We start from the raw sequence: 20,930 nt of genomic DNA on the forward strand, positions 1-20,930 counted from the left end.
GTCACGGTGTGCTGGTGCCGCTCGCCATATCCGCGATTCGCGCCATGATGTCCGGGTAGCGCTGGGTGTGGGCGCCGCCGTCGAGGTCGATGGCGGCGCCGGTCATCCAGCCGGCCGCGGCGGAGGTGAGGAATCCGATCGTCTGCGCGATATCGGCGGGTGTGCCGGCTCGTCCGAGCGGGGTGTTGTCGATGTATTCCTCGACGAGTCCCGGGACGAGGGTGGCGCCGTGGGTGAGCGGTGTGTGCACGAATCCGGGGTTGACGGCGTTGACGCGGATCCCGCGCGACCCGAGTTCCATGGCGGCGACTTCGGTGAGCATGAGCACGCCGGCTTTGGCGGAGCAGTAGGCGCCCATTCCGATTCCCGGCCGGCGGCCGTTGAGGGAGGCGACGAGGACTATCGATCCGTTGTCGCGGAGGGTGCGGGCGGCTTCGCGGACGGTGAGGAATGCGCCGGTGAGGCAGACGTCGACGGTGGCTTTCCAGTCGGCGAGGGACAGGTCGGCGAGGGTGCCGGGGCGGGAGATCCCGGCGCAGTCGACGACGGTGTCGATGGGTCCGTGTTGTGTGGTGACGGTGTCGAAGAGGGTGCGCATACTGGTTTCGTCGGTGACCTGTACCTGCTGTGCGCTGGTCGCGCCGCCGAGTTCGGCGGCTCGGGTGGTCGCGGCGTCGCCGTCGAGGTCGGCGATGACGACGGTGTCGCCGCGTCCGGTCATGAGTTGTGCGGTGGCCCAGCCGATTCCGGAGGCTCCGCCGATGACGACCGCGACGCTGTGGTCTGTGCTCATGAGTGTTTCCTTCGTCGGTCTCGGGTGCCGGGTCGCGTGACCGGCACCGGCGCCGTTCCACGGACAATCATCCATACAGGTGTCTAGCAGCCGGGGTGGGATTTGGCCAGCATGCGGCGATGAGCACGGCGGAGCTGCGGACGGTGCACGCCCGAGGGCTGGATTTCGAGGTGTGGTCGCGGAGGTGCTGCCGCTGCACGGTTTCCCGGAGAGCGCGGCTTCGTGGGGCGGGTGTCGGAGCGGTGGGCTCGTGACGGTGCGGAGCCGGCGGTGGCTCGGGTGGCGGGGGCGTGAGCGGAGCCGGAATGTTCTCGTCCGGTTCGATGTTCATCGAACCATTCGCTCCGTGGGAAAGGTTTCTCGATGTCCAGTGCTCGCTCTCGTTTCGACGGTAGGACCGCGCTCGTCACCGGCGGCAGCAGCGGTATGGGTCTGGCCACCGCGCGCCGCCTGCTCGACGAGGGCGCGCGGGTGATCATCACCGGCCGCGCCCGGGCGGCCCTCGACGCCGCAGCGGCGGAATTGGACGCGGGTGATCGTCTGGTCACGGTGCGGGGTGATGTCGCGGAACCGGCCGACCTCGACGCGCTCGTGGAGACGGCGCGTTCCCGCTTCGGCCGGCTCGACGTCGTGTTCGCGAATGCCGGGACCGCCGCGTTCCGTCCGGTGCCCGAGATCACCGAGGATTACTTCGATCAGGTGGTCGCCACGAACTTCAAGGGCGTTTTCTTCACCGTCCGGAAGGCTCTGCCGCTGGTTCCCGATCATGGTGCGATCGTGGTGAATTCGTCGTGGGCGGTGCACCGCGGGGTGCCGGCGGCGGCGTTGTACTCGGCGACCAAGGCGGCTGTCCGGAATCTGGCGCAGACGTTGGCCGCCGAGCTCGCGCCGCGCCGTATCCGGGTCAACTCGATCAGCCCGGGCTATATCGATACTCCTTCGTATCGGGCCGAGGTGTCGGCGGAGGCGAAGGCTGCCGCGATCTCGTCGGTGGCCGCCGCCCGGTTGGGTTCCCCGGCCGATATCGCCGCCGCGGTTGCCTTTCTGGCGTCGGACGAAGCGTCCTATATCAACGGCCAGGATCTGCTGGTGGACGGCGGTCTGATCACCGCGGTCCCCGCGGTCATGGTCTAGAGTCTCCGGCGCCGCTGCTGGTCGATCATGTGGTGGTGAGCCAGGTGGCGATATCGGTGACGACCTGTGGGTCGACATGCTGGGGCGGGAGGTATTCGGCCGGTGTGGAGGGGCCGGTGCCGGGGAAGAACAAGTGGTTGTCGGCGTCGTAGACGCGGATGGTCACCCCGTGACGGCCGTCCAGCCCGGCCCGCCAGCGGGCGAGGTCATCGTCCACGGTGACCTGGTAGTCACGACCGCCCTGCAGGATCAGCATCGGTTTGCCGACCGCTGAGGCTGTCGCGACGGGGTCGTAGTCCCGCAAATCCAACCAATACGCAGCGGATAGTCCGAGCGGCAGATCGCCGGCCGGTGTCGCGGGTGACAACTCGGGGGCGTCGACCGATTCGGCCTGCCGGGTGAGGGTTTCGATCGCCCGGCGTGCGGCGGCCGCGTTGCCGGGGTTCGATGAGGCCAGGTACCGGGTGACCCGGACCGCCGCCCGATGCATCGGCTCGGCGTCGCCGGCCATCAGGATCAGCCCTGCGACCGCGGGTTCGGCCGCGGCGACACGGGGTGCGACCTTGCCGCCCATGCTGTGCCCGAGTACGAACACCCGCTCAGGATCCACCGCTGGATGCGCGCGCAGAGCACTCACGGCCGCCACCGTGTGCGGCACGTATTCGTCGGTCATGGTGAATCCGTCCATGCGGGCAGCCACGTCGCGGTGGGTGTGGGTGACCTTGTCGAATCGCAGCACCGCGATGCCACGGCCGGCCAAACCCCAGGCGATGTCCTTCAGTGGCTTGTTCGAGCCGGCGGTTTCGTCGCGGTCGAACGGCCCGCCACCGGCCAGCAGGACTACGGCTGGGCATCCGGTCGATCGCTTCGGCGTGCTGAGGGTTCCGTGCACGGTGACCGGGTCGGGGCCGAGTGTCACATCGTGTTCTTCGAATTCCGTCTCGTCGGCGTAGGCGGGCGCCTGCCAGGGTTCGGCGGGCGGTGTCAGCTGCAGCCCCGCCAATCGACCCGCATCATCGACGACCAGCTCGATCGTCAGCTCCCCGCGTTCGAGGTGGACGGGGATTCGCACCGCCGTCGTGCCCGACGGCCCCGCTTCACCGACCGCGTCGCCGACCCGGGTGACTCGCCCGTGCCGCTGCTGTACCGAATCCCACGCGTTGTGCGGGCTCTCGGCCGCCACCAATGCCTGTAGATGCGCCGCGAACCTCTCGTGCACCCCCGCGAAGTCATCGGCCCGCAACAGTTCGACCACCTCGATGCCTGTCTGTTCTGCGGTCGTCGCCGTCATCCGAACCGATCCTCCCTCGATCGCGCCGGCCGCACCAGGGAGGGGCCGACACTCCAACATTCTCAACTTTGCAAACGGTAGCAGAATTGAGAACATTGGCATGTGAACCCCATGGAGTTGCTCGCGCACCCGGTGCGGCTGCGGATCGTGCACGCCCTGTCCGGAGGCCGTGTCATGACCACGTCGCAGCTGTGCGCAGGTATGCCCGACGTTTCGAAGGCCACCGTGTACCGCCATGTCGACCTGCTCGCCGAATACGACATTCTCGACCTCGCCGGCGAACGACGTGTCCGCGGCGCGATGGAACGCAGCTACCGGCTGCGCCGCGAACGCGCGGTGATCGACGCCGACACCGCCACGTCCGCGTCCGCCGAGGACCATCGACGTATCTTCGCCGTGGCGATGGCGACCCTGCTCGCCGAATTCCAGACCTACCTCGACAGCGACAACGCCGACCCGGCCGGTGACCTGGTCGGCTACCGCCAGCACTCGATCTGGCTCGACCGCGAAGAACTCGCCGCGTTTATCGCCGACCTCCGCGCCGTGATCGCACCCCGGGTGGCCCACTCGGCGACCGCGGACCGCGAGCCATACCTGCTCAGCCCGATCCTGTTCCCGCTGGCCTCCGAGCCCGTCCGTGCCGGAGGCGAGCCATGACACACACCGAACACGCCCGGCACCCTCGGCCTCCCTCGCGCCGACGACCCGCGATCTCGGTCCGATGCGCGGACCGCCGCACGCCGCACCCGGTACTCACTCGGGGACGACAGATCCTCGCTCTCCGACTGCTCGACGAGATGAGCCACCAGCTCGCCGGCACATCGATCGGATCTGCCGGAAACATTCCCGGCCGGCGAACCGTCACCACCTGAACCGAGAACCCGAGCCGGTGGTAACCCCGGCGCCACGCCGCGATCAACCGCCGACCCTCATCATCGAGGCAGCAGAAACCCGAACCGGCGTGGAGTACACGGCCCGTCGCGACCAGCACCGACACCATGTGTTTCACAACCCGCGCCGCGACACGCCACGATTATCAAAATAGAAACTGTGAGTTCTTTCGATTACCCATTCCGGAATCCGCCTGTCGTCGTGCGGTAGCCGGCGCGAAACACTCTCTCCGACAGCCGAGTTTCCGGACCCCGCAGACGAGTACGGGGTCCGGTGAACTGGTCTGTTCACCGGACCCCGTCCCGACAGGCTCCGGTTACCGGGCGTTCGCCCGGCCGGATGCCCGGTTTCGTTAGAACTGACGCATCTGCTGGCGGACCTGGTGGAACTGCAGCTCCCACTGCATGGCGCGATCCTGGGAGCGGCTGGACTGGTCCTCGGCCTGCTGGGCGAGCTGGGCGGCCTGGTCCGACTGGTCCTGGGCCGACTGACAGCGCTGAGCGGCCTGGTTGGCCTCGCTCTGGGCCTGCTGGGCCTGAGCCTGGGCCCGATCGGCCTCGCTCAGCGCCTGCTGCGCCTGGTTCTGCGCCTGCATCGCCTGCTGGCGGGCCTGCTGCGCCTGGTTGTTGGCCTGGTTGGCCTGGTTCTGCGCGATCTGCGACTGGTGCTGGACCTGACGGGCCTGCTGCTGCACCTGCCGCGCGATGTTCTGTGCCTGCTGCGCGTACTGCCGCGCGTTCTGGCATTCCTGCCGGATCTCGTCCAGGCCCATGCGCAGCATGTCCAGGCTCTGGATTTCCTGCTGACTGCTTCCGTTGCTGGAACGGGTGGCAGTGCTGGTGTCTTGCGCCATCTGAGCATCCTTCCAAAGGGGGGTTTGAAACGGACTGACTCGTGGAGCGCTCATATCCTCGCACAGTCGGGCGCGGGACCCGAGATCACCTTCGGACAAAATTTCGTGGTAAAAGCCCAGCTAGGGCGGTATATCGCGGTTATCGGACGCGACCCCCGCGTGACGCCGACCGATATGCTCACCCGCGACATCGGCGGATGCCATACCGAGACCTCACCGTCATCGGCACCGGATCCGTTGTGCGGGCCCCGGAGGGGGCGCTGGGCAGCCCTCGCCGGGTAGGCGCACTCGCCGCGGAACGACACCCTCCGCGTTCATCGGGCCGGCCGACGGCGCCCCCGCGGGAGCTCGGGTCATCGGGCGGTGAGGCGGTGCACCGCCGCCAGGAGCGCGTCGACATCGCGTTCGGTGGTGGTGAAAGAGGTGACGAAGCGGCAGACGCCCGGCGCCCAGCGGCCGTGGTAGAAGGCGAATCCCGCCGCCGAGAGCCGGTCGATGAGCTGCTGAGGGAGGCGGCAGAAGAGGATGTTGGCCTCGACGGCGTGCAGCAGATCGACACCGGGCACCGCCGCGAGCCCGGCGCCCAGACGGGCGGCCATCGTGTTGGCGTGCGCGGCGTTGCGCAGCCACAGCCCGTCGGTGAGGTAGGCGTCGAGCTGAGCGGACTGGAAGCGCATCTTGGCGGTGAGCTGGCCGGCGCGCTTGGCCCGGAAGGACAGTTCGGGTGTGTGGGTGCGGTCGAAGACGACAATGGCGTCGGCGGTCATGGCGCCGTTCTTGGTGGCCCCGAACGACAGGACGTCGACCCCCGCGCGCCAGGTCAGTTCGGCCGGCGTGCAGCCCAGGGCGGCGACGGCGTTGGCGAAGCGGGCCCCGTCCATGTGGACGCGTAGACCGGCGTCGCGGGCGAGCAGGCCCAGGTGCCGGATCTCTTCGAGGGTGTACACGGCCCCGGTCTCGGTGGCCTGCGTAATGCTGACCACCGACGGCTGCACGCTGTGCACGTCACCGGCTCTGCGGCGGGCGGCGGCGCCCAGCTGCTCGACGTCGATCTTGGCGTCCCTGCCGGCCATCCCGACGAGTTTCGCTCCGCCGGTGAAGAACTCCGGGGCGCCGCACTCGTCGGTGTTGATATGGCTGTCGCGATGGCACAGCACGCTGCCCCACGGCGGGGTGAGAGCGGCCAGGCTCAGGGCGTTGGCCGCGGACCCGGTGGAGACGGGCAGCACGTCCACCTCGCGTTCGAAGATCTCGGCGAAGCGGGCGCGGGCACTGGTCGTGTAGTCGTCGGCGCCGTAGGGCGGATACTGTCCGGCGGCCGCGGCGGTGAGGGCCTCGACGACCTCGGGCGAGGCTCCGACGGTGTTGTCGCTGGTGAATATCCGTTGGGGTGCGGCGGTGTCGGTCATGGTCGGGTGTCCTTCGGCTGAGGTCGGGGGAGGCGCCGGCGGCTGTTGCGTTGTGCCCGTGGGCCGTTGTCAGAGACCGAGTTTGGTGACCGCGTTGTCGGCGAGTGGATCAGCGGTACGGATGTAGCGGTGCACGGTGCGCGGGTTGCTCCATCGGCCCTGCCGCATGATCTCGCGATCGGCGGCGCCACCGAGCGCGGCCTGGGTGGCGAACCCGGCGCGCAGGGAATGACCGGAGAACAGTGCGGGATCCAGTCCCGCGCGTGCCGCATAGCGTTTGACGATCTCGGCGACCGCGCGCCCGGACAGGGCTGTGGTACCGAGTCCGCCGTGCCGGTTGATCGCGGGGAACAGGGGTTGGTCCGGTCGTAGCCGCGGGTCGGGGTGGTAGCCGTGGCAGCGGTGGATACGCGGGTCGGTGGCGGGTTGTCGCTCGACCCATGGGCGCAGGCTCGCCGGGTTGTCGGTGTGCACGGCAAGCATGCGCATCCAGTCGGCGCACGCGCAGACGGGACACGTGTGTGCCTGCCGGCCGCGGGGAAGCGCGACGTGTTGTTCGGTGATGCCGGTGGGGTCGGTTTTGGTGGTGGGCAGCTGGATCAGCAGCAGCGGTTCTCCGGTGCCGTGGTCGGTGCCGAAGTGGATATCGGTGATCCGCAGCCCGGCGAGTTCGCTGCGGCGCAGTGCGCCGGCGAAGCCGAGGAGTAGCAGCAGGGTGTCCCGGCGGCGGGCCGGTTCGCCGGGCCAGCCGGGTGCGGGGAGGCCGTCGAGGAGTTCGCCGAGGGTGTGCAGCAGGATCGGCCGTTTCCGGTTGGGCCGGCTGCGGCGGGTGCGGCGGATACCGCGCAGGGTGAGGCGGACGACATCGCTGCGGGTGGGTGCGGCCAGTCCGTTGGCGGCGTGTACGGCGGCGATGGCGGCGGATTTCCGTTCCAGGGTGGCCGGACCGTAGGCGTGGCGGCCCTCGGGTGTGCGGGCGTCCGCGGCGGCGGCGAGGTAGACGGCGATATCGAGCGGGTCGGCGGGCAGCGCGCATCGATTCTCGGTGGCGCACCAGGCGGCCCAGGCGATCCAGTCGGTGCGGTAGGCGCGCAGTGTGTTGGGGGATTGGGAGGCGGTGAGGTAGCGGCCGAGCGCAGTGGCCTGTTCGGTATCGAAGCGTTCGCGGACCTGCTGTAGCGCGGCGGTGTCGACGAGGACGCTGGTGACGCCGCGCCGGAGTTCGGTGCGGACGGTGTCGGGTAGCGCGAGATCGGTATCGGATTCGGACACTGTGAACCCCTCGGTAATTGCGTCACGTAAAACGTTTGGTTGGCGCTAACGTAACGAAACGTTGTGCACGCCGGATGGTCTCGCCGCAGTCTACCGTCCTAACCGCCGATAATGTTCACTTATCGGCGGTTAGAGATTTCGAGCCATTCGACCCTCGTAGAACAACCCACCCTGTTTCGTTTCGTGTAAATACGTAGTTGCCAAACGGAACAACGCTACGATTCCCGGGTGCCCACAGTCTGCAACTACCCCGGCTGCACCCGCCCCCTCGCCAAGCCCACCGGCCCCGGTCGGCCCTCGGAATACTGCGACCTTCCCGACCACACCCGCTGGCGCGCGTGGCGCGAACGTCAACGCCTTCAACAGGAGGCGGAGGCACCCACGGAAAACGTCACCGTGACGCACAAGGGTCCGGTGACCACCGCGCGACTACGTGCCGATGAACTGCTCATCCAATTCCGCACCCTCGCCGACCAACTCGGTGCGACCCTGGCCGCCGCAGTCTCCGAAATGAACACCCTCGCCGACCCGGCCGCGGCCGAGGCGCAGGTCCAAGCGGTGCAAGCCGATGCGGCGCGCCGCATCGCCGAAGCCGAAATGGCCGCCGCCGCGGCCGAACAGTCGCGCCGCGACGCCTACGACGCTCGCATCCGCGCCGAGGACGCCGCCGAGGACGCGGCCCGGGCCGCCGAAGACGCCGAGGCCCGTATCGCCGATTCGGATACCCGCACCGCCACGGCCGTACGGGACCGCGACGAAGCCCTGCGCGAGGTCGAAAAAGCCACCGCCCGCGCCGCCGACGATATCTTCGCGGCGCGCAGTGCCGCCGAGGACGAGATCCGTGCCGCTCGCGCGGAATTCGAACTGCAGACGCAACACCTGCGCGAACACTGCGACCAGGAGATATCGCGCGCTCAGCGCGCCGCCGACACCGAGATCGAGCGGATGCGCCGGGAATGCGCCCAGCGCGAATCGGCCGCGGCGGCCGAACGCGACCTGGCCGTCCAGCGCGCCGCCGATATCGAACGCGCCCTGGAACGCGCGGAACAATCCGCCGCCGAACGCGCCCAGACCGCCCAGGAGATGCGGACCGAACTGCAACGCCTGCGCACCGACACCGACACCCTGCGCGCCGAACTCACCGAAGTGCGCCGGAGCGCGGCAGCGGACCTCGCGGCCGCGCGCGCCGACGCGGACGACCGGCTGGAGAAAGCACGCGCGGAGGCCGCGCAACGGATGGAAGCCCTGGAGCACGCCCGCACCCAGACCCTTGCTCGTGCCGAACGCGCCGAACGTCAGCTCGACGATCTGCTCGCCGAACGCGGAACCCGGCCCGATTCGGCACCGGTATCCGCCGGCGACGCCGTCTGACGTAGCACAATCTCGGGTATGGCTCTCATCCACCGCACGACCATGGCACCGTCGAAATTGGAATTGCTCGGCCGCTGGCTCCCGAGCCGCCCCTGGTACTCCGGTCCCGGCAGAGCCGACGAGCTGCGGCGGGTGGGCGGGTTCCGGCTCGATGACCCGGCCGGGGCGGTGGGTATCGAGTTCCTGGTGGTGACCGATACCGGCGGCGCCGAACCGATCACCTATTTCGTGCCCCTGAGTTATCGCGATGCGGAGTTCGGCACCGACGCGGAGGCCCTACTCGGCACCGCGGAGCACGGAGTGCTCGGGACCCGCTGGATCTACGACGGCACCCGGGACCCGGTGGCCGTCGACCGGATGGTGGCGTTGCTGGCCGGCGGTGCGCGGGCTCAGCACGGCACCGACAGCGATACCCCTGATCCGAGTGTGCTGGTCGCCGCGGCCGGCCTGCCCGTCCGCGGCTCCGCGCTGGTGTCGGCCGCGGAGAATCCCGTGGGTACCGATATCACCGTCGCCGCCGGGCAGCTGCGGGTGCACCGCGTGCTGGGGCGCTCGGAGCCGGTTCTGCGTTCGGGGCAGGTGGTCGCGCCGTGGACCGCACCCGACGGCAGCACCGTGCGCAGTGTGGTTCTGTCGGAACTGCGCTGACCGTCCGGCCGGGAAAAAGTATGGCCGTGCCCGTCCCGCTTCGGTCGCCCGTCCCCGCCTCCTCACATGCGCAGTGGCAGTCCGGCTTCGGTGCGCGCCACTCGATCGGCGTGGACGATATGGGCGCGTTCGAGCAACGTGATGAGTTCGGATTCGCCCTCCCGGATACGCCGCGTGTATTTGCGTGGCAGCGCGGCGATCGTATTCTCTTCGGCCGTCATCTTCGCGTAGGTGCGTTCGCGCAGCGTTTGATCGGCTTCGTAGCCCAGGTCGAGGTAGCGGGAGGCGTGCCGGCGGGCGTTGGCGACCGCGGTCTGGGCGCGTCCGGCGGGGCTGAGCAGTGAGGCCGCCACGGTCACCAGCAGCACGACGATGATCACTCCGAGCGAGGCCGCGGTGGAGATCTCGGTGACCGGCACCGGTTCCCCGTGGTTGATGAACGGCACAGTGTTCTGGTGCAGCGCGTGCAGAACGAGTTTGACGCCGATGAAGGCGAGGATGGCGGCCAGTCCGAAACCGAGGTAGATCAGTCGGTCCAGCAGGCCTTCGAGCAGGAAGAACAGTTGGCGCAGCCCGAGCAGGGAGAAGGCGGTGGCGGTGAAGACGAGGAAGACGTTCTGGGTGAGGCCGAAGATGGCGGGGATCGAGTCCAGCGCGAACAGCACGTCGGTGCCGCCGATGGCGACCATGGCCAGCAGCATCGGGGTGAGTTGTCGGCGGCCGCCGACGACGGTGACCAGTTTGTCGCCGTCGTAGCGGTCGGTGGTGTGCAGGAACCGGCGGGCCAGGCGGAGCACGACGGTGTCCCCGGAGTGGCTGTCCTCGCTCTCCGGTTTCAGTATGTTCCCGGCGGTGATCAGCAGGGCGGCGCCGAACACGTAGAACACCCAGGCGAAACGATTGATGAGGGTGGCGCCGACGAAAATGAATCCGGTGCGGACCACCAGCGAGAAAACAATCCCGACCAGCAGCACCTTTTGCTGGGCCGCGCCGGGCACCCGGAAGGTGGTCAAGATGATGAGGAAGACGAACAGGTTGTCCATCGACAGCGCTTTTTCGGTGATGTATCCGGCGAAGTACTCGACACCCATGGTCGTGCCACCGAAAACCCACACCCCGAAACCGAACAGGACGGCGACACCCACGTAGGCCGCCGACCAGATCGCGGCCTCGGTCAGCGACGGCGTGTGCGCGGTACGGACATGGAAGTAGAAATCGAACAGCAGCAGGCCCGCGATCAGTGCGAGTGCGCACGCCCATGCCAGCGCGGGAACGGTCACCTCGGCCTCCTGACGGTCGCGTGGTGGTGCTGGGGCGACTGTAGCCCCGGATCCACGGACTACCGGGCCTCCGCAGGTGGCGTCGGGGTTATTGCGGGTGCGGGGCGGGCGTGGTCGCGGCGGCACACCAGGCCTGGCACTGTCATCGCCCACACGGCTCCCAGGGCGGGATTGTCCGCGGGGTGCGGACGGTGCGCTGGTCACGGCGGTGTCAGGGGGCTGAACGGACACTCCCGGCAACCGCGCGGCGATCCGCGGTCCGTACCCATATCATTTTGCTATGCCGACCTACGAGGAAGCGGACGCCGCTCCGGTGTTCGGTCGCGGTGTCCGCCAGACGGTGCTGGCGATGGGGGTCTGTTCGGTGGTGATCGGGGTGGCCACGGTGATCTGGCCGGACAAATCCTTGAGCACGGTCGGCAATCTGTTCATGTTCTCGCTGCTGTGCAGTGCGGTGACGCTCGCGGCGGTGGCGTTCGGCAGCCGGTTGGGGCGGTTCCCGCGGCTGCTGCTGCTGGTCGCGGCGGTGGCGTCGCTGGTGACCGCGATGCTGTGTTTCCGGGCGGGGGATTGGACGCTGCTGCTGGCCATGTGGTTGGGGCTGGCATGGGCGGTGCGGGGGATCGCGCACGCGGTGGCGGGGGTGTGGGACGACGACGCCATCACCGGCAGCGGGAAACAGGAAGTGTTCGGTCTGGCGACGCTCACCGCGGGGCTGGTGGTCGCGATCGCGCCGTTCGACGATATCGCGACGCTGGCGTTGGTCGCGGGCTGCTGTATCACCGTGTTCGGGGTGCTGGAGGTGTGGACGGCGGTGCGTTCACCGGCCGCGGTGCGCCGTGCGGCCACGGACTCGCCGACCCCCGACGAGCACCTGACGACGGTGATCGCGAGCGCCGGAGGTTCCGGGGGACGCACCCGCGACTGAGACGCCGGAAGGCCCCCGATTTCGATACCCTTCCTGGTATGGCGATCATTTCGAGCCATCGGATCATGCGCCTGCGGGCCCTCATCGAGCACCCCAATACCGGCGCGGACGAGCGCGCGACCGCACAGCGCATGCTGGACCGGATGCTGGACCGCTCCGGCTATTCGGCGACCGGTGACCGCACCTACGGGAATCGTCATCATCGGGTCGGGAAGCACGCCGATCTGCCGGCGGTGGCCGAAATGATCCGCGCCGATATCGCCCTGGGACGCATCATGTTCGCCCCCCAGACCCGCTTCGGTGAACCGGCGGTCCGGGATCCGCTCGGTGACGCGCCGGTGCAGATCGTGATCACCGTGGACCTGCCGCACCACGGGTGCATCGACATCACCATCGACAATGTGCCCCGGGAGTGGGGGTGGGTGATCGAGGACGGTATCGAATGCGTGAGCCCGCAATTGCAGGAGCTGGCGACCGAACTGGCCGACATCATGAACGGGTACAACTTCGACGGCAGTGATATCGCCAAACGATTCTTCGGCCGGGTGCGTATTCCGGATTTCACTCTGGTCTGGTAGGCGGCCGGCGGCGTCAGGAGACGCAGAATTCGTTGCCTTCGGGATCCAGCATGACCCACCAGTGGCCGGCGGGCCCCTGGTCCACTTCCCGGACGCGGGTCGCGCCGAGCTGTTCGAGACGGGATACCAGCTCGTCGAGTCCGCCCGGGGTGCTGTGGATATCGATGTGTAGCCGGTTCTTCACGGTTTTGGTTTCGGGGACGTCCTGGAACAGCAGCCGCCGGCCTCGACCGACACCGGTGACGGGGTCGAACGGGTCGTCCGGGTGACGCACCGCGGCGAGGCCGCGGAAGAGTTTGCGGCCGCTGCGTTCGGTGACGGCGCCGGGGTCGAGGTGGCCGGCGGCGAGCAGCCGGTCGATCAGCGCGGTCTGGTCTTCCGTTTCGTATTCCAGGGCGGCGGCCCAGAAGTCGGCGAGAGCGGGGGCGTTCGCGCTGTCGATGACAAGTTTCCAACCTGAGATCATGTAACCAGTTATAGTGGTTACATGATCTCAGGTGCAAGCCCCGGCCTGACGCTGCGTTCCCGTTCCGGCGTCGACTACCACTTCGACCCCGGCGCGCTGTGCCTGGAGCTACTGCCCACCGGCGGACCCGGCCCGTATCGCGTCTACGAAATCCTGCACACGCCCGCCGACCTGGTCGCCTGGGCCGGGCGGTCCCGGCTCACCCCCACCCCCGAGCTCACGGTCACCGCGGACGAGGTCACCGCTGCCCGCCACCTGCGCGACACCCTCTTCGAGATCGCCCGGGCCCGTTCCCACGGGGAACCGTTCACCGCCCGCGACCTCGCCGTACCGAACGAATACGCCGCCGCGGCACCGCTGATCCCCCGGATCACCACCACCGGTGCCCGCGCCTGGATCCCGGGCACCGGCACCGCGCTGCTGTCGACCGTCGCCCGCGACGCGATCGACCTGCTCACCGGGCCGTACGCCGACCGGGTCCGGACCTGCTCGGCCACCGACTGCCAGCTCATCTACGTCGACACATCGCGGCCCGGCCGCCGCCGATGGTGCTCGATGGAGCACTGCGGCAACCGCAACAAAGTGCGCGCGCACCGTGCCCGCACCCCGGAGAAAGAAGGATGACCATCATGCCCACCGGACTCACCGCGGACGCGGGCTGGCAGATCGGCGTCTCCCGGACGCTGCCCCAGCCGCCGGATATCGTCTGGGCCCACCTCACCGGCGCGGCGGGCCTGGCCTGCTGGCTCGGTCCCGGCGCCGACCCCACCTTCGCGCCCGGTGCGCGATATCGCACGGACACCGGGGTCACCGGCGAAATACGCAGCTACCGTGCGGGTGAGCGCATCCGCCTCACCTACGGCCCGACCACCGTGCAGGTCACGGTCACACCGGTGGCCGGGCACCGCACCCGCCTACGTTTCCATCAGGAACGGATGTCCGACGCCGCCCAGCGGGCACAACAGCGGGCGCACTGGCAGCGGGTCATGGACGAGACGACCGCGGCACTGGACGCCGACCGCGCCGGTTCAGTCGGCGACCTCGATCCGCGGTGAATGGGTGACCGGGAAGTTCACCGACGCCGCGATGAAGCATTTCGCATGGGCGTCACGGTGTAGTTCCCGCGCCCGCTCGGCCATCTCCGCGGCCGCCACGGTGACCACCGGACGCAACTCCACTCCGGTGAAACGGCCACCGCCGTCACTGTCCTCGGCCATGGTCCCCACTGCGTCGTCGCGGTAATCCAGTACCGTGACCCCGCCGGTCGCGCAGAGGTGCAGGTACCACAGCAGATGGCATTGGCTCAGCGAGGCGAGCAACAGCAGCTCCGGATTCCAGCGGCTCGCGTCGCCGCGGAAGGCCGGGTCCGCGGAACCGAGCAGTTCCGGGCGTCCCGGCGCCCGGGAAACGTGGGCGCGGTCGTAGGACCGGTAGTCGACCGTCCCTCGTTCGCCCGCCCCGGTCCACTCGGTGCGGCATTCGTATTGGTGCGTCTTTCCTGCCATGCCGGTGATCGTCGCGTGTCCCGGGGTCACTTGTCGAACGACCGGCTCGCGGCTCGGTCGTTCGATTCGTCCCGCAGGTCCGATCCGATCGGGGTGACCGCCGGTATCTCCCCGGACGCGAGGACCGCGCGAGTGAGTGGGCGCAGTGCCCTGAGCAGTTCCGCGCGCTCACCGGCGGTCAGTACCGTGTACGCCGACGCGGCCGCCGCGTCGGTGCGCGCCTCGATCTCGGCTTTCACCGCACTGCCTCGTTCGGTGGGACCGTCGTCACCGGCCAGCCCGCCGGCGCGCAGCGTGTCCAGCCGGTGCGCCCATTCCGTGTCGTCGAAATCCCTGGACACCGTGTAGACCTCGCGGGGGACCCGGTTCACCAGCGTCTGCAGCACATGTGATTCTCGTCCGCCGATGCCGGCGGCCACCAGTGCGGCGATATGCCCGTCACCGCGATGTTCCCGCAGCAGTGTCGCCGCGTGCCACAACCGCGCCACGGGATCCCGCGGTTCGGGTAGTGCCCGATTGGCGGCGAACAGTGCCCGTCCTTCCGCCGGCGCCGCGCCGCAGTCGCGCCCTGCTCCCGGGCGGTCAGCGCCGCTTCCGGGGCGGCGAATTCCCGCGCGGCGGGCAGGGCGGCGCGCACTCGCTCGCGGGTGAAGTTGTAGAACAGCGCGTGCACCATATCGGGTCCGGCCGCACCGAGGGGGGCGGCACGGCCGGCGAAGTACCCCATCCAGAACCCGCGATAGCCCGCGTTTTTCAGCGCCTGCAGTGGTTCGGGCGAGAAGTAGGTGACGGCGTGCAGGGGTTCGAGCAGGTGCCAGGCCTGCCGCGCGAAGCCGGGGAGTTCGGTGCTCATGCCGTCACGCTACTGCGCCTCACCGCTACCGGGGTGGGCGATCGTGCGAACAGTGGAATCGTGCTCCCGGCCTCGGTCTCAGCGGCCTCCCGCGCGGTCCTGCGCCCCTGAGCCCGCCGCGATCCGCAGATACGCCGCAGTCGACTCGGCGAGCACGCCATCCTCCGGCGCGGGTCGCCGGCGCAGGTGGATATCGCGGCGTTCGTCCATGAACCGCTCCCGGAGGTCCGGCCCCCGTCGGCGAGCAGCCACGCCCGCACAGCCGGTTCCGGAGTGGCGGGTCGCCGGCGCGCGCCCCATGGCTCCCAGTTCGGTGAGCACCGAGACCAGTCCGATCGCGGCCTCGGTGAGGTGGTATTCGACGGGCGGCACGGGCAGCACTTCCGGCGAAACTGGTTGCGACATGAGATCAGTCTGGGTAAGTTCAATCCGATTGCAGATTGCAACCAGTCAGGAGTGGCAATGACCCAACTCGTCCGTGTGCAGTGCTTCACCGTCTCCGCCGACGGCTACGGATCCGGCCTCGGCCAGAGCCTGGACCGCCCGTTCGGCCACGCCGACCCGGGCCTCATGATGTCCTGGGCCGGCGCCACCGCCAGCTGGGTCAACCGCACCGATCCCGGCGGCACCCGTGGCCTCGACGACTACCTCACCCGCGATATGACCCGCGATATCGGCGCCGAGATCATGGGCCGCAACAAGTTCGGGCCACAACGCGGCCCCTGGGAAAACTACGACTGGCAGGGCTGGTGGGGCGACGAACCCCCGTTCCACACTCCCGTCTTCGTCCTCACCCACCACCCACGCCCCTCGTTCACCCTGGCCGACACCACCTTCCACTTCCGTGACGCGACCTGCGAAGAAGTCCTGAAAGAAGCACTCGCCGCCGCCGACGGCCGCGATGTGCGCATCGGCGGCGGGGTGGCCACGGTGCGCGAATTCCTCGCCGCCGACCTCATCGACACCCTGCACATCGCGGTGGCTCCGAACGAACTCGGCGCGGGGGAACGGCTCTGGGAGCGGCCCGAAGAACTCACCGAGCGGTTTCACCTGGAACAGATACCCAGCCCCAGCGGGGTCGTCCACCATTTCTTCTGGCGGCGCTGAGCCGCGAAACGACGGATCGCCCGGGAGTCCGAAGACTCCCGGGCGATCCGCTACCGCAGTCCGCTCACACCGGCCGGATCAGGCCAGATCGAAACGATCCGCGTTCATGACCTTGGTCCAGGCGGCGACGAAGTCGCGCGCGAACTTCTCCTTCGCGTCGTCGGCCGCGTACACCTCGGCCACCGCGCGCAATTCGGAGTTCGAGCCGAACACCAGGTCGTAGCGGGTCCCGGTCCACTTGACCTCGCCGGTCGCGGTATCGCGGGCCTCGAAGGTCTCCTGGGATTCGTCGGTGGACTTCCACTCGATACCCATATCGAGCAGGTTCACGAAGAAGTCGTTGGTCAGCGCCCCGACGTTCTCGGTGAACACACCCTGCGGCGACTGCTTGTAGTTCGCGCCCAGCACCCGCAGGCCACCGACCAGCACGGTCATCTCCGGGGCGGTCAGATTCAGCAGGTTCGCGCGGTCGATCAGCAGATGCTCCGACGGCAGCCGGTGCCCCTTGCCGATGTAGTTGCGGAACCCGTCGGCGCGCGGTTCGAGCACACCGAAGGACTCGATATCGGTCTGCTCCTGCAGCGCGTCGTTGCGACCGGGCGTCACCGGCACGGTCACCTGCACACCCGCCGCCTTCGCGGCCTGCTCGACACCGGCGGCGCCGGCGATCACGATCAGGTCGGCCAGCGATACCTTCTTGCCGCCGGTCTGGGCGCCGTTGAACGATTCCTGGATCTTCTCCAGCGCGCTCAGCACGGTCGCCAGCTGCTCGGGTTCGTTGATATCCCAGCTCTTCTGCGGTTCCAGCCGGATACGGGCGCCGTTGGCGCCGCCGCGCTTGTCACTGGACCGGAATGTCGACGCCGACGCCCACGCCGTGGAAACCAGCTGCGGCACGGTCAGGCCCGCGGCCAGCACCTGCTCCTTGAGCCCGGCGATATCGGCCTCGTCGATCACCTCGAAGTCCACGGCCGGGATGGGATCCTGCCAGATCAGCACCTCGGAGGGCACCTCCGCGCCCCGGTACCGTTCGATCGGGCCCATATCGCGGTGGGTCAGCTTGTACCAGGCGCGGGCGAAGGCGTCCGCGAACTGATCCGGGTTCTCCAGGAAGCGACGTGAGATGACCTCGAACTCCGGATCGAAGCGCAGGGCGAGATCGGTGGTCAGCATGGTCGGCTTCTTGCGGGCCTCCGAATGCGCGTCCGGGATGATCGCGTCGGCGTCCTTGGCGACCCACTGGTTGGCGCCGGCCGGACTCTTGGTGAGCTCCCATTCGTAACCGAACAGGATCTCGAAGAATTCGTTGGTCCACTGGGTCGGTTTGGTGGTCCAGGTGACCTCCAGGCCGCTGGTGATCGCGTCGCCGGCCTTACCGGTGCCGTGCGCGCTCTTCCAGCCCAGACCCTGCTGCTCGATGAGTCCGCCCTCGGGTTCGGCACCGACCAGCGCGGCATCGCCGGCGCCGTGGGTCTTGCCGAAGGTGTGGCCGCCGGCGATCAGCGCGACGGTCTCTTCGTGGTCCATCGCCATCCGGCCGAAGGTTTCCTTGATGTCCACCGCGGAGGCCAGCGGGTCCGGGTTACCGTTCGGGCCTTCGGGGTTCACGTAGATCAGGCCCATCTGGACCGCACCCAGCGGGCTCTCCAGATCGCGGTCACCGGTGTAGCGCTCGTCTTCGAGCCAGACCGATTCCGGGCCCCAGTACACGTCCTCGTCCGGCTCCCACAGATCGGCGCGGCCGCCGGCGAAACCGAAGGTCTTGAATCCCATGGATTCCAGCGCGACATTACCGGCGAAGATCATGAGGTCGGCCCAGGACAGCTTCTTGCCGTACTTCTTCTTGACCGGCCACAGCAGCCGGCGGGCCTTGTCCAGGTTGCCGTTGTCGGGCCAGCTGTTCAGCGGCGCGAAACGCTGCATCCCGCCGCCACCGCCGCCGCGGCCGTCGATGGTGCGGTAGGTGCCGGCGCTGTGCCAGGCCATCCGGACCATCAGCGGGCCGTAGTGACCGAAGTCGGCGGGCCACCAGTCCTGCGAGTCGGTCAGGATCTCGGTGATATCGCGGCGGACCTCGTTCAGGTCGAGGGTCTCGAACTCCGTCGCGTAATCGAAGTCGGGCTCCATCGGATCCGAGGCGGGCGCGTTCTTGCGCAGGATCTTCAGGTTGAGCTGGTTCGGCCACCAGTCACGGTTGCCGGCACCCGTGGTCGGGTGTTTGGCCGCGAACGGGCACTGGCCTGTGGTGCTGTCGGACACTGCGTTCCTTCCGGTGAAACAGGGGTCATTTCGGGCTGGGCGATACGGAACAGTCGGGGCACAGGCCCCAGTAGATGACCTCGGCTTCCTCGATGGTGAAACCGTGGTCGTCGGCGGCGGTCAGGCACGGGGCGGCACCGGTGGCGCAGTCGACATCGGCGATCGCGCCGCAACTCCGGCACACGAGATGGTGATGGTTGTCGGCGACCCGGGTCTCGTACCGGGCCACCGAACCGGTCGGCTGGATGCGGCGCAGCAGGCCGGCGGACGTGAGCGCGCGCAGCACGTCGTACACGGCTTGATGTGACACCGCGCCCAGGGAGGCACGCACCCGGCCGATGATCGAGTCGGTATCGGCGTGCGGGCTCTCGTGCACCGCGCGCAGCACCGCCAGACGCGGTGCGGTCACACGGAGCGCGGCCTCGCGCAACATGCTCTCGAACTCCGCGGTCGTGGTCACGATTCGGAGCTTACCGTTTTTCTTGAACGAATCAAGTATTAGTTCTATTCAAGATCTGAGCGCGCCCGGCGAAACCGGGTTCGTCCGGTCGACCCGGGGATACGATGCCCACATCTCACCGCCGACGCCGATCCGCCCGGAGGATATATGCGTGCCACGGTCCGCCGCAGGGTTATCGCCGCAATCGGTACAGCCGCTCTCTGCTGCACCGCAGCGGCAGCGACAGCCGCCGCGCAACCCACCTACTACGACCCCGAGATCAGTCACTGCGACCATCTGTTCCGGACCCCGCTGGAGACGCCGAGACCGGGGGCCGCGGTGTACTGGAGCCCGTTCGGCAGCACCGGAATCGTGTGCTACGACAACGGGACCGGGGTCGCGGACTACTACCAGCGCGACCCTTCCGGCGCCTGGCACGATATGAACGAACTCCTCCCCGGCCAGTTCTTCTACAACATCTTCGGCACCGGGATACCGGACGCCGCCCACTGGCGCTGACAGCGCCCGAGGCCCCCGCCGGAGCCCCGGGCGACACCGGCCGCGGAGATCGCGCCGTCACCGGGGTAATACCGAGGTATTATCGTGTCAGTCGTGGAGTACGAATGGCACGCATCCAGCGAACCGTTCCTTCGGCACTTCGAGGTCGCGGCCTGGGAAGTGGTGGAGGTGCTGTACTCGCCGCGGCGGTGGTCGCGTCCGGCGACCACCGCTCAGGGACTGGCGGTGCTCACCGTATGGGGCCGTACCGAGGACGGGCGGCCACTGGTGGTGGTCCTTCGACCGCGTTCGCACCCCGACCGGTGGCAGATCCTCATGGCAGCGCCCATGGGGGACCGCCAGCTCGCCGAATTCACCGCATGGGAGGCGACCCGAGATGAATAACGAACACGACCCCGGTTTCCCGCGCAGCGCCGCCGAAGCCGAACAGTTCCTCGACGGGCTGACCTTCAACGACACCGCGCAGGTGCCGCCGCTCCCGCCGACCACCGACGAGGTGGAACGCGGGATGGTCACGACCTCGCTCAAACTCCCGCAGGACATGCGCGAGCGCCTGCGCGAGGTCGCCGCCGCGCACTGCCTCACTCCCTCGATGCTGATCCGCCAGTACATCGAACTGGGCCTGTCCAGCGAGCAGCCGGAGCGCATGATCCCGCTGTCGGACGCCATCCGGGTGCTGTCCAGCCTCCGGCCCACCGCCTGAGCCCGCCACCCGCACCCGCCGGGGACGCGGCGATCACGCACGCCTGCTCCCGGTCCTCACGGACGTTCGTCCGCACTTCCCCCGCCCCGCGGTCGATCCCGCCCCTCCGGCCCGCCGCGGGCAGTGACGCCCACACGGCCGGCCCCGGCATGGTCGGGTAGCCGGACGCGCCCCCAGGCTCCGGTCCGGTGAGCCCCGGCCGAGCGCGATGTCGCCCGATTCCGGACCCGCACGCGCTGACGCGGGACACCGCGGTATGAATTCCGCTCATAATGCCCTGTCGACCGGCTCTGGAAAGGCTCCAGAAAACGGCGTTGCGGAGCTCGCTCGACCTCGCATATTATGGCGTTCCGAAGCTGGTCGTCGAGATTATCGAGATTGCCCTTCGGCGACTGCCGGTCCGATTGCCCGAATAGCGGGCAGATCGGCGCGACAAAGGATTCTCCCGATTGTCGGGGTTGTGGAGAATCCACCGGGACAACAGGCGTAAAGGTAAGCCACGGCCAGAAGGCGATTTGGTGCAGCCTATGAATACCGACGATGTTCGCTTCCTGCTCAGCGACCCCGACACAACTCCGAGCCACTTCCGTGACCTGCGTGTATCCCGCCCCAGGGAAGGTAACGATGCGTG

Annotated in this window: 23 protein-coding genes and 1 pseudogene; 12 read left to right on the forward strand and 12 right to left on the reverse strand. The window is 68.5% G+C overall.

The features are described 5' to 3' along the window. Position 1: 1 nt before the first annotated feature. Positions 2-793 carry an SDR family NAD(P)-dependent oxidoreductase gene (locus ABZV91_RS00840; RefSeq protein ID WP_355233551.1) on the reverse strand — a complete coding sequence of 264 codons (792 nt, stop codon included), beginning with the start codon at positions 791-793 and terminating at the stop codon, positions 2-4. A 363-nt stretch (positions 794-1,156) separates the two neighbouring features. On the opposite strand from ABZV91_RS00840, the gene ABZV91_RS00845 reads away from it, so the two are divergent. Then, on the forward strand, positions 1,157-1,927 hold the full coding sequence (locus tag ABZV91_RS00845; RefSeq protein WP_355233553.1) for a glucose 1-dehydrogenase: 771 nt from the start codon (positions 1,157-1,159) through the stop codon (positions 1,925-1,927). A 25-nt stretch (positions 1,928-1,952) separates the two neighbouring features. On the opposite strand, the gene ABZV91_RS00850 is transcribed toward ABZV91_RS00845, so the two are convergent. Then, positions 1,953-3,218, reverse strand: a complete 1,266-nt coding sequence (locus ABZV91_RS00850; RefSeq protein WP_355233555.1) for an alpha/beta fold hydrolase — start codon at positions 3,216-3,218, stop codon at positions 1,953-1,955. A gap of 111 nt (positions 3,219-3,329) precedes the next feature. On the opposite strand from ABZV91_RS00850, the gene ABZV91_RS00855 reads away from it, so the two are divergent. Further along, entirely contained in the window at positions 3,330-3,875 is a 546-nt protein-coding gene (locus ABZV91_RS00855; RefSeq protein ID WP_355233615.1) for a helix-turn-helix domain-containing protein, read from the forward strand. A gap of 586 nt (positions 3,876-4,461) precedes the next feature. Here ABZV91_RS00855 and ABZV91_RS00860 read toward each other — a convergent pair. The 3 genes from ABZV91_RS00860 to ABZV91_RS00870 form a co-directional block, all read right to left on the reverse strand. Next, positions 4,462-4,962: a hypothetical protein gene (locus ABZV91_RS00860; protein WP_051164593.1), complete on the reverse strand. Its 501-nt coding sequence runs from the start codon at positions 4,960-4,962 to the stop codon at positions 4,462-4,464. Positions 4,963-5,315: 353 nt separating this feature from the next. Continuing rightward, a complete protein-coding gene (locus tag ABZV91_RS00865) occupies positions 5,316-6,371 on the reverse strand; it encodes a low specificity L-threonine aldolase (protein ID WP_355233557.1) in 1,056 nt (351 codons plus the stop codon). Positions 6,372-6,440: 69 nt separating this feature from the next. Beyond that, positions 6,441-7,643 (reverse strand): site-specific integrase, encoded by a 1,203-nt coding sequence (locus ABZV91_RS00870; RefSeq protein WP_355233559.1) that lies wholly within the window; start codon positions 7,641-7,643, stop codon positions 6,441-6,443. Positions 7,644-7,871: 228 nt separating this feature from the next. Here ABZV91_RS00870 and ABZV91_RS00875 point away from each other — a divergent pair, with 228 nt between their 5' ends. Beyond that, positions 7,872-9,014, forward strand: coding sequence for a hypothetical protein (locus ABZV91_RS00875; protein ID WP_355233561.1), 1,143 nt, complete (start codon positions 7,872-7,874; stop codon positions 9,012-9,014). An 18-nt stretch (positions 9,015-9,032) separates the two neighbouring features. Beyond that, positions 9,033-9,662, forward strand: coding sequence for a 1,4-alpha-glucan branching protein (locus tag ABZV91_RS00880; protein WP_355233563.1), 630 nt, complete (start codon positions 9,033-9,035; stop codon positions 9,660-9,662). A 62-nt stretch (positions 9,663-9,724) separates the two neighbouring features. Here ABZV91_RS00880 and ABZV91_RS00885 read toward each other — a convergent pair whose 3' ends face one another. After that, positions 9,725-10,942, reverse strand: coding sequence for a TerC/Alx family metal homeostasis membrane protein (locus ABZV91_RS00885; protein ID WP_355233565.1), 1,218 nt, complete (start codon positions 10,940-10,942; stop codon positions 9,725-9,727). 280 nt (positions 10,943-11,222) lie between these two features. Between ABZV91_RS00885 and ABZV91_RS00890 the strand changes: the two genes are divergently transcribed. Together ABZV91_RS00890 and ABZV91_RS00895 are read left to right on the forward strand one after the other, a co-directional pair. Beyond that, a complete protein-coding gene (locus ABZV91_RS00890; protein ID WP_355233567.1) occupies positions 11,223-11,870 on the forward strand; it encodes a DUF308 domain-containing protein in 648 nt (215 codons plus the stop codon). A 38-nt stretch (positions 11,871-11,908) separates the two neighbouring features. Further along, entirely contained in the window at positions 11,909-12,448 is a 540-nt protein-coding gene (locus tag ABZV91_RS00895; protein ID WP_039824534.1) for a hypothetical protein, read from the forward strand. Positions 12,449-12,461: 13 nt separating this feature from the next. On the opposite strand, the gene ABZV91_RS00900 is transcribed toward ABZV91_RS00895, so the two are convergent. After that, positions 12,462-12,914: a VOC family protein gene (locus ABZV91_RS00900; protein ID WP_355233569.1), complete on the reverse strand. Its 453-nt coding sequence runs from the start codon at positions 12,912-12,914 to the stop codon at positions 12,462-12,464. A 21-nt stretch (positions 12,915-12,935) separates the two neighbouring features. Between ABZV91_RS00900 and ABZV91_RS00905 the strand changes: the two genes are divergently transcribed. Further along, positions 12,936-13,538 (forward strand): CGNR zinc finger domain-containing protein, encoded by a 603-nt coding sequence (locus ABZV91_RS00905; RefSeq protein WP_355233571.1) that lies wholly within the window; start codon positions 12,936-12,938, stop codon positions 13,536-13,538. A gap of 5 nt (positions 13,539-13,543) precedes the next feature. Next, positions 13,544-13,969: an SRPBCC domain-containing protein gene (locus ABZV91_RS00910; RefSeq protein WP_355233573.1), complete on the forward strand. Its 426-nt coding sequence runs from the start codon at positions 13,544-13,546 to the stop codon at positions 13,967-13,969. Here ABZV91_RS00910 and ABZV91_RS00915 read toward each other — a convergent pair. From ABZV91_RS00915 to ABZV91_RS00925, 3 genes and pseudogenes are all read right to left on the reverse strand, one after another. Then, positions 13,943-14,419: an OsmC family protein gene (locus ABZV91_RS00915; protein ID WP_355233575.1), complete on the reverse strand. Its 477-nt coding sequence runs from the start codon at positions 14,417-14,419 to the stop codon at positions 13,943-13,945. The two genes, ABZV91_RS00910 and ABZV91_RS00915, sit on opposite strands and share 27 nt — an antisense overlap. A 26-nt stretch (positions 14,420-14,445) precedes the next feature. Beyond that, a pseudogene (locus ABZV91_RS00920) lies at positions 14,446-15,272 on the reverse strand (hypothetical protein). A gap of 78 nt (positions 15,273-15,350) precedes the next feature. Beyond that, a complete protein-coding gene (locus ABZV91_RS00925; protein WP_355233577.1) occupies positions 15,351-15,677 on the reverse strand; it encodes a hypothetical protein in 327 nt (108 codons plus the stop codon). A gap of 57 nt (positions 15,678-15,734) precedes the next feature. Between ABZV91_RS00925 and ABZV91_RS00930 the strand changes: the two genes are divergently transcribed. Further along, complete coding sequence (locus ABZV91_RS00930; RefSeq protein ID WP_355233579.1) at positions 15,735-16,379, forward strand: dihydrofolate reductase family protein; 645 nt, start codon at positions 15,735-15,737, stop codon at positions 16,377-16,379. Positions 16,380-16,457: 78 nt separating this feature from the next. Here the strand turns inward: ABZV91_RS00930 and katG are convergent, their stop codons facing one another. Together katG and ABZV91_RS00940 are read right to left on the reverse strand one after the other, a co-directional pair. Next, on the reverse strand, positions 16,458-18,638 hold the full coding sequence (gene katG / locus ABZV91_RS00935; RefSeq protein ID WP_355233581.1) for a catalase/peroxidase HPI: 2,181 nt from the start codon (positions 18,636-18,638) through the stop codon (positions 16,458-16,460). A 25-nt stretch (positions 18,639-18,663) separates the two neighbouring features. Beyond that, the gene (locus ABZV91_RS00940; RefSeq protein ID WP_355233583.1) at positions 18,664-19,098 is read right to left on the reverse strand and encodes a Fur family transcriptional regulator; all 435 of its coding nucleotides are present in this window, start codon (positions 19,096-19,098) and stop codon (positions 18,664-18,666) included. Between the two features lie 147 nt (positions 19,099-19,245). Here ABZV91_RS00940 and ABZV91_RS00945 point away from each other — a divergent pair, with 147 nt between their 5' ends. From ABZV91_RS00945 to ABZV91_RS00955, 3 genes are all read left to right on the forward strand, one after another. Beyond that, positions 19,246-19,596, forward strand: a complete 351-nt coding sequence (locus ABZV91_RS00945) for a hypothetical protein (RefSeq protein WP_355233585.1) — start codon at positions 19,246-19,248, stop codon at positions 19,594-19,596. A gap of 84 nt (positions 19,597-19,680) precedes the next feature. Beyond that, positions 19,681-19,980 (forward strand): hypothetical protein, encoded by a 300-nt coding sequence (locus ABZV91_RS00950; RefSeq protein ID WP_157181729.1) that lies wholly within the window; start codon positions 19,681-19,683, stop codon positions 19,978-19,980. Further along, positions 19,973-20,299 carry a hypothetical protein gene (locus ABZV91_RS00955; protein WP_355233587.1) on the forward strand — a complete coding sequence of 109 codons (327 nt, stop codon included), beginning with the start codon at positions 19,973-19,975 and terminating at the stop codon, positions 20,297-20,299. The genes ABZV91_RS00950 and ABZV91_RS00955 overlap by 8 nt, the downstream gene beginning before the upstream one ends. Positions 20,300-20,930: the final 631 nt, after the last annotated feature.

This window comes from Nocardia sp. NPDC004568 (assembly GCF_040609955.1).
In the GTDB taxonomy this organism is placed as follows: Bacteria; Actinomycetota; Actinomycetes; order Mycobacteriales; family Mycobacteriaceae; genus Nocardia.

Excerpts from the sequence above, each read along its gene's own strand:
- ABZV91_RS00890 (WP_355233567.1), top strand. The coding sequence starts at position 11,223 with ATGCCGACCTACGAGGAAGCGGACGCCGCTCCGGTGTTCGGTCGCGGT.
- ABZV91_RS00910 (WP_355233573.1), top strand. The coding sequence starts at position 13,544 with ATGCCCACCGGACTCACCGCGGACGCGGGCTGGCAGATCGGCGTCTCC.
- ABZV91_RS00915 (WP_355233575.1), bottom strand. The coding sequence starts at position 14,419 with ATGGCAGGAAAGACGCACCAATACGAATGCCGCACCGAGTGGACCGGG.
- ABZV91_RS00905 (WP_355233571.1), top strand. The coding sequence starts at position 12,936 with ATGATCTCAGGTGCAAGCCCCGGCCTGACGCTGCGTTCCCGTTCCGGC.
- ABZV91_RS00925 (WP_355233577.1), bottom strand. The coding sequence starts at position 15,677 with ATGTCGCAACCAGTTTCGCCGGAAGTGCTGCCCGTGCCGCCCGTCGAA.
- ABZV91_RS00900 (WP_355233569.1), bottom strand. The coding sequence starts at position 12,914 with ATGATCTCAGGTTGGAAACTTGTCATCGACAGCGCGAACGCCCCCGCT.
- ABZV91_RS00955 (WP_355233587.1), top strand. The coding sequence starts at position 19,973 with ATGAATAACGAACACGACCCCGGTTTCCCGCGCAGCGCCGCCGAAGCC.
- ABZV91_RS00930 (WP_355233579.1), top strand. The coding sequence starts at position 15,735 with ATGACCCAACTCGTCCGTGTGCAGTGCTTCACCGTCTCCGCCGACGGC.
- ABZV91_RS00845 (WP_355233553.1), top strand. The coding sequence starts at position 1,157 with ATGTCCAGTGCTCGCTCTCGTTTCGACGGTAGGACCGCGCTCGTCACC.
- ABZV91_RS00895 (WP_039824534.1), top strand. The coding sequence starts at position 11,909 with ATGGCGATCATTTCGAGCCATCGGATCATGCGCCTGCGGGCCCTCATC.
- ABZV91_RS00860 (WP_051164593.1), bottom strand. The coding sequence starts at position 4,962 with ATGGCGCAAGACACCAGCACTGCCACCCGTTCCAGCAACGGAAGCAGT.
- ABZV91_RS00880 (WP_355233563.1), top strand. The coding sequence starts at position 9,033 with ATGGCTCTCATCCACCGCACGACCATGGCACCGTCGAAATTGGAATTG.
- ABZV91_RS00865 (WP_355233557.1), bottom strand. The coding sequence starts at position 6,371 with ATGACCGACACCGCCGCACCCCAACGGATATTCACCAGCGACAACACC.
- ABZV91_RS00945 (WP_355233585.1), top strand. The coding sequence starts at position 19,246 with ATGCGTGCCACGGTCCGCCGCAGGGTTATCGCCGCAATCGGTACAGCC.
- ABZV91_RS00840 (WP_355233551.1), bottom strand. The coding sequence starts at position 793 with ATGAGCACAGACCACAGCGTCGCGGTCGTCATCGGCGGAGCCTCCGGA.
- ABZV91_RS00855 (WP_355233615.1), top strand. The coding sequence starts at position 3,330 with ATGGAGTTGCTCGCGCACCCGGTGCGGCTGCGGATCGTGCACGCCCTG.
- ABZV91_RS00850 (WP_355233555.1), bottom strand. The coding sequence starts at position 3,218 with ATGACGGCGACGACCGCAGAACAGACAGGCATCGAGGTGGTCGAACTG.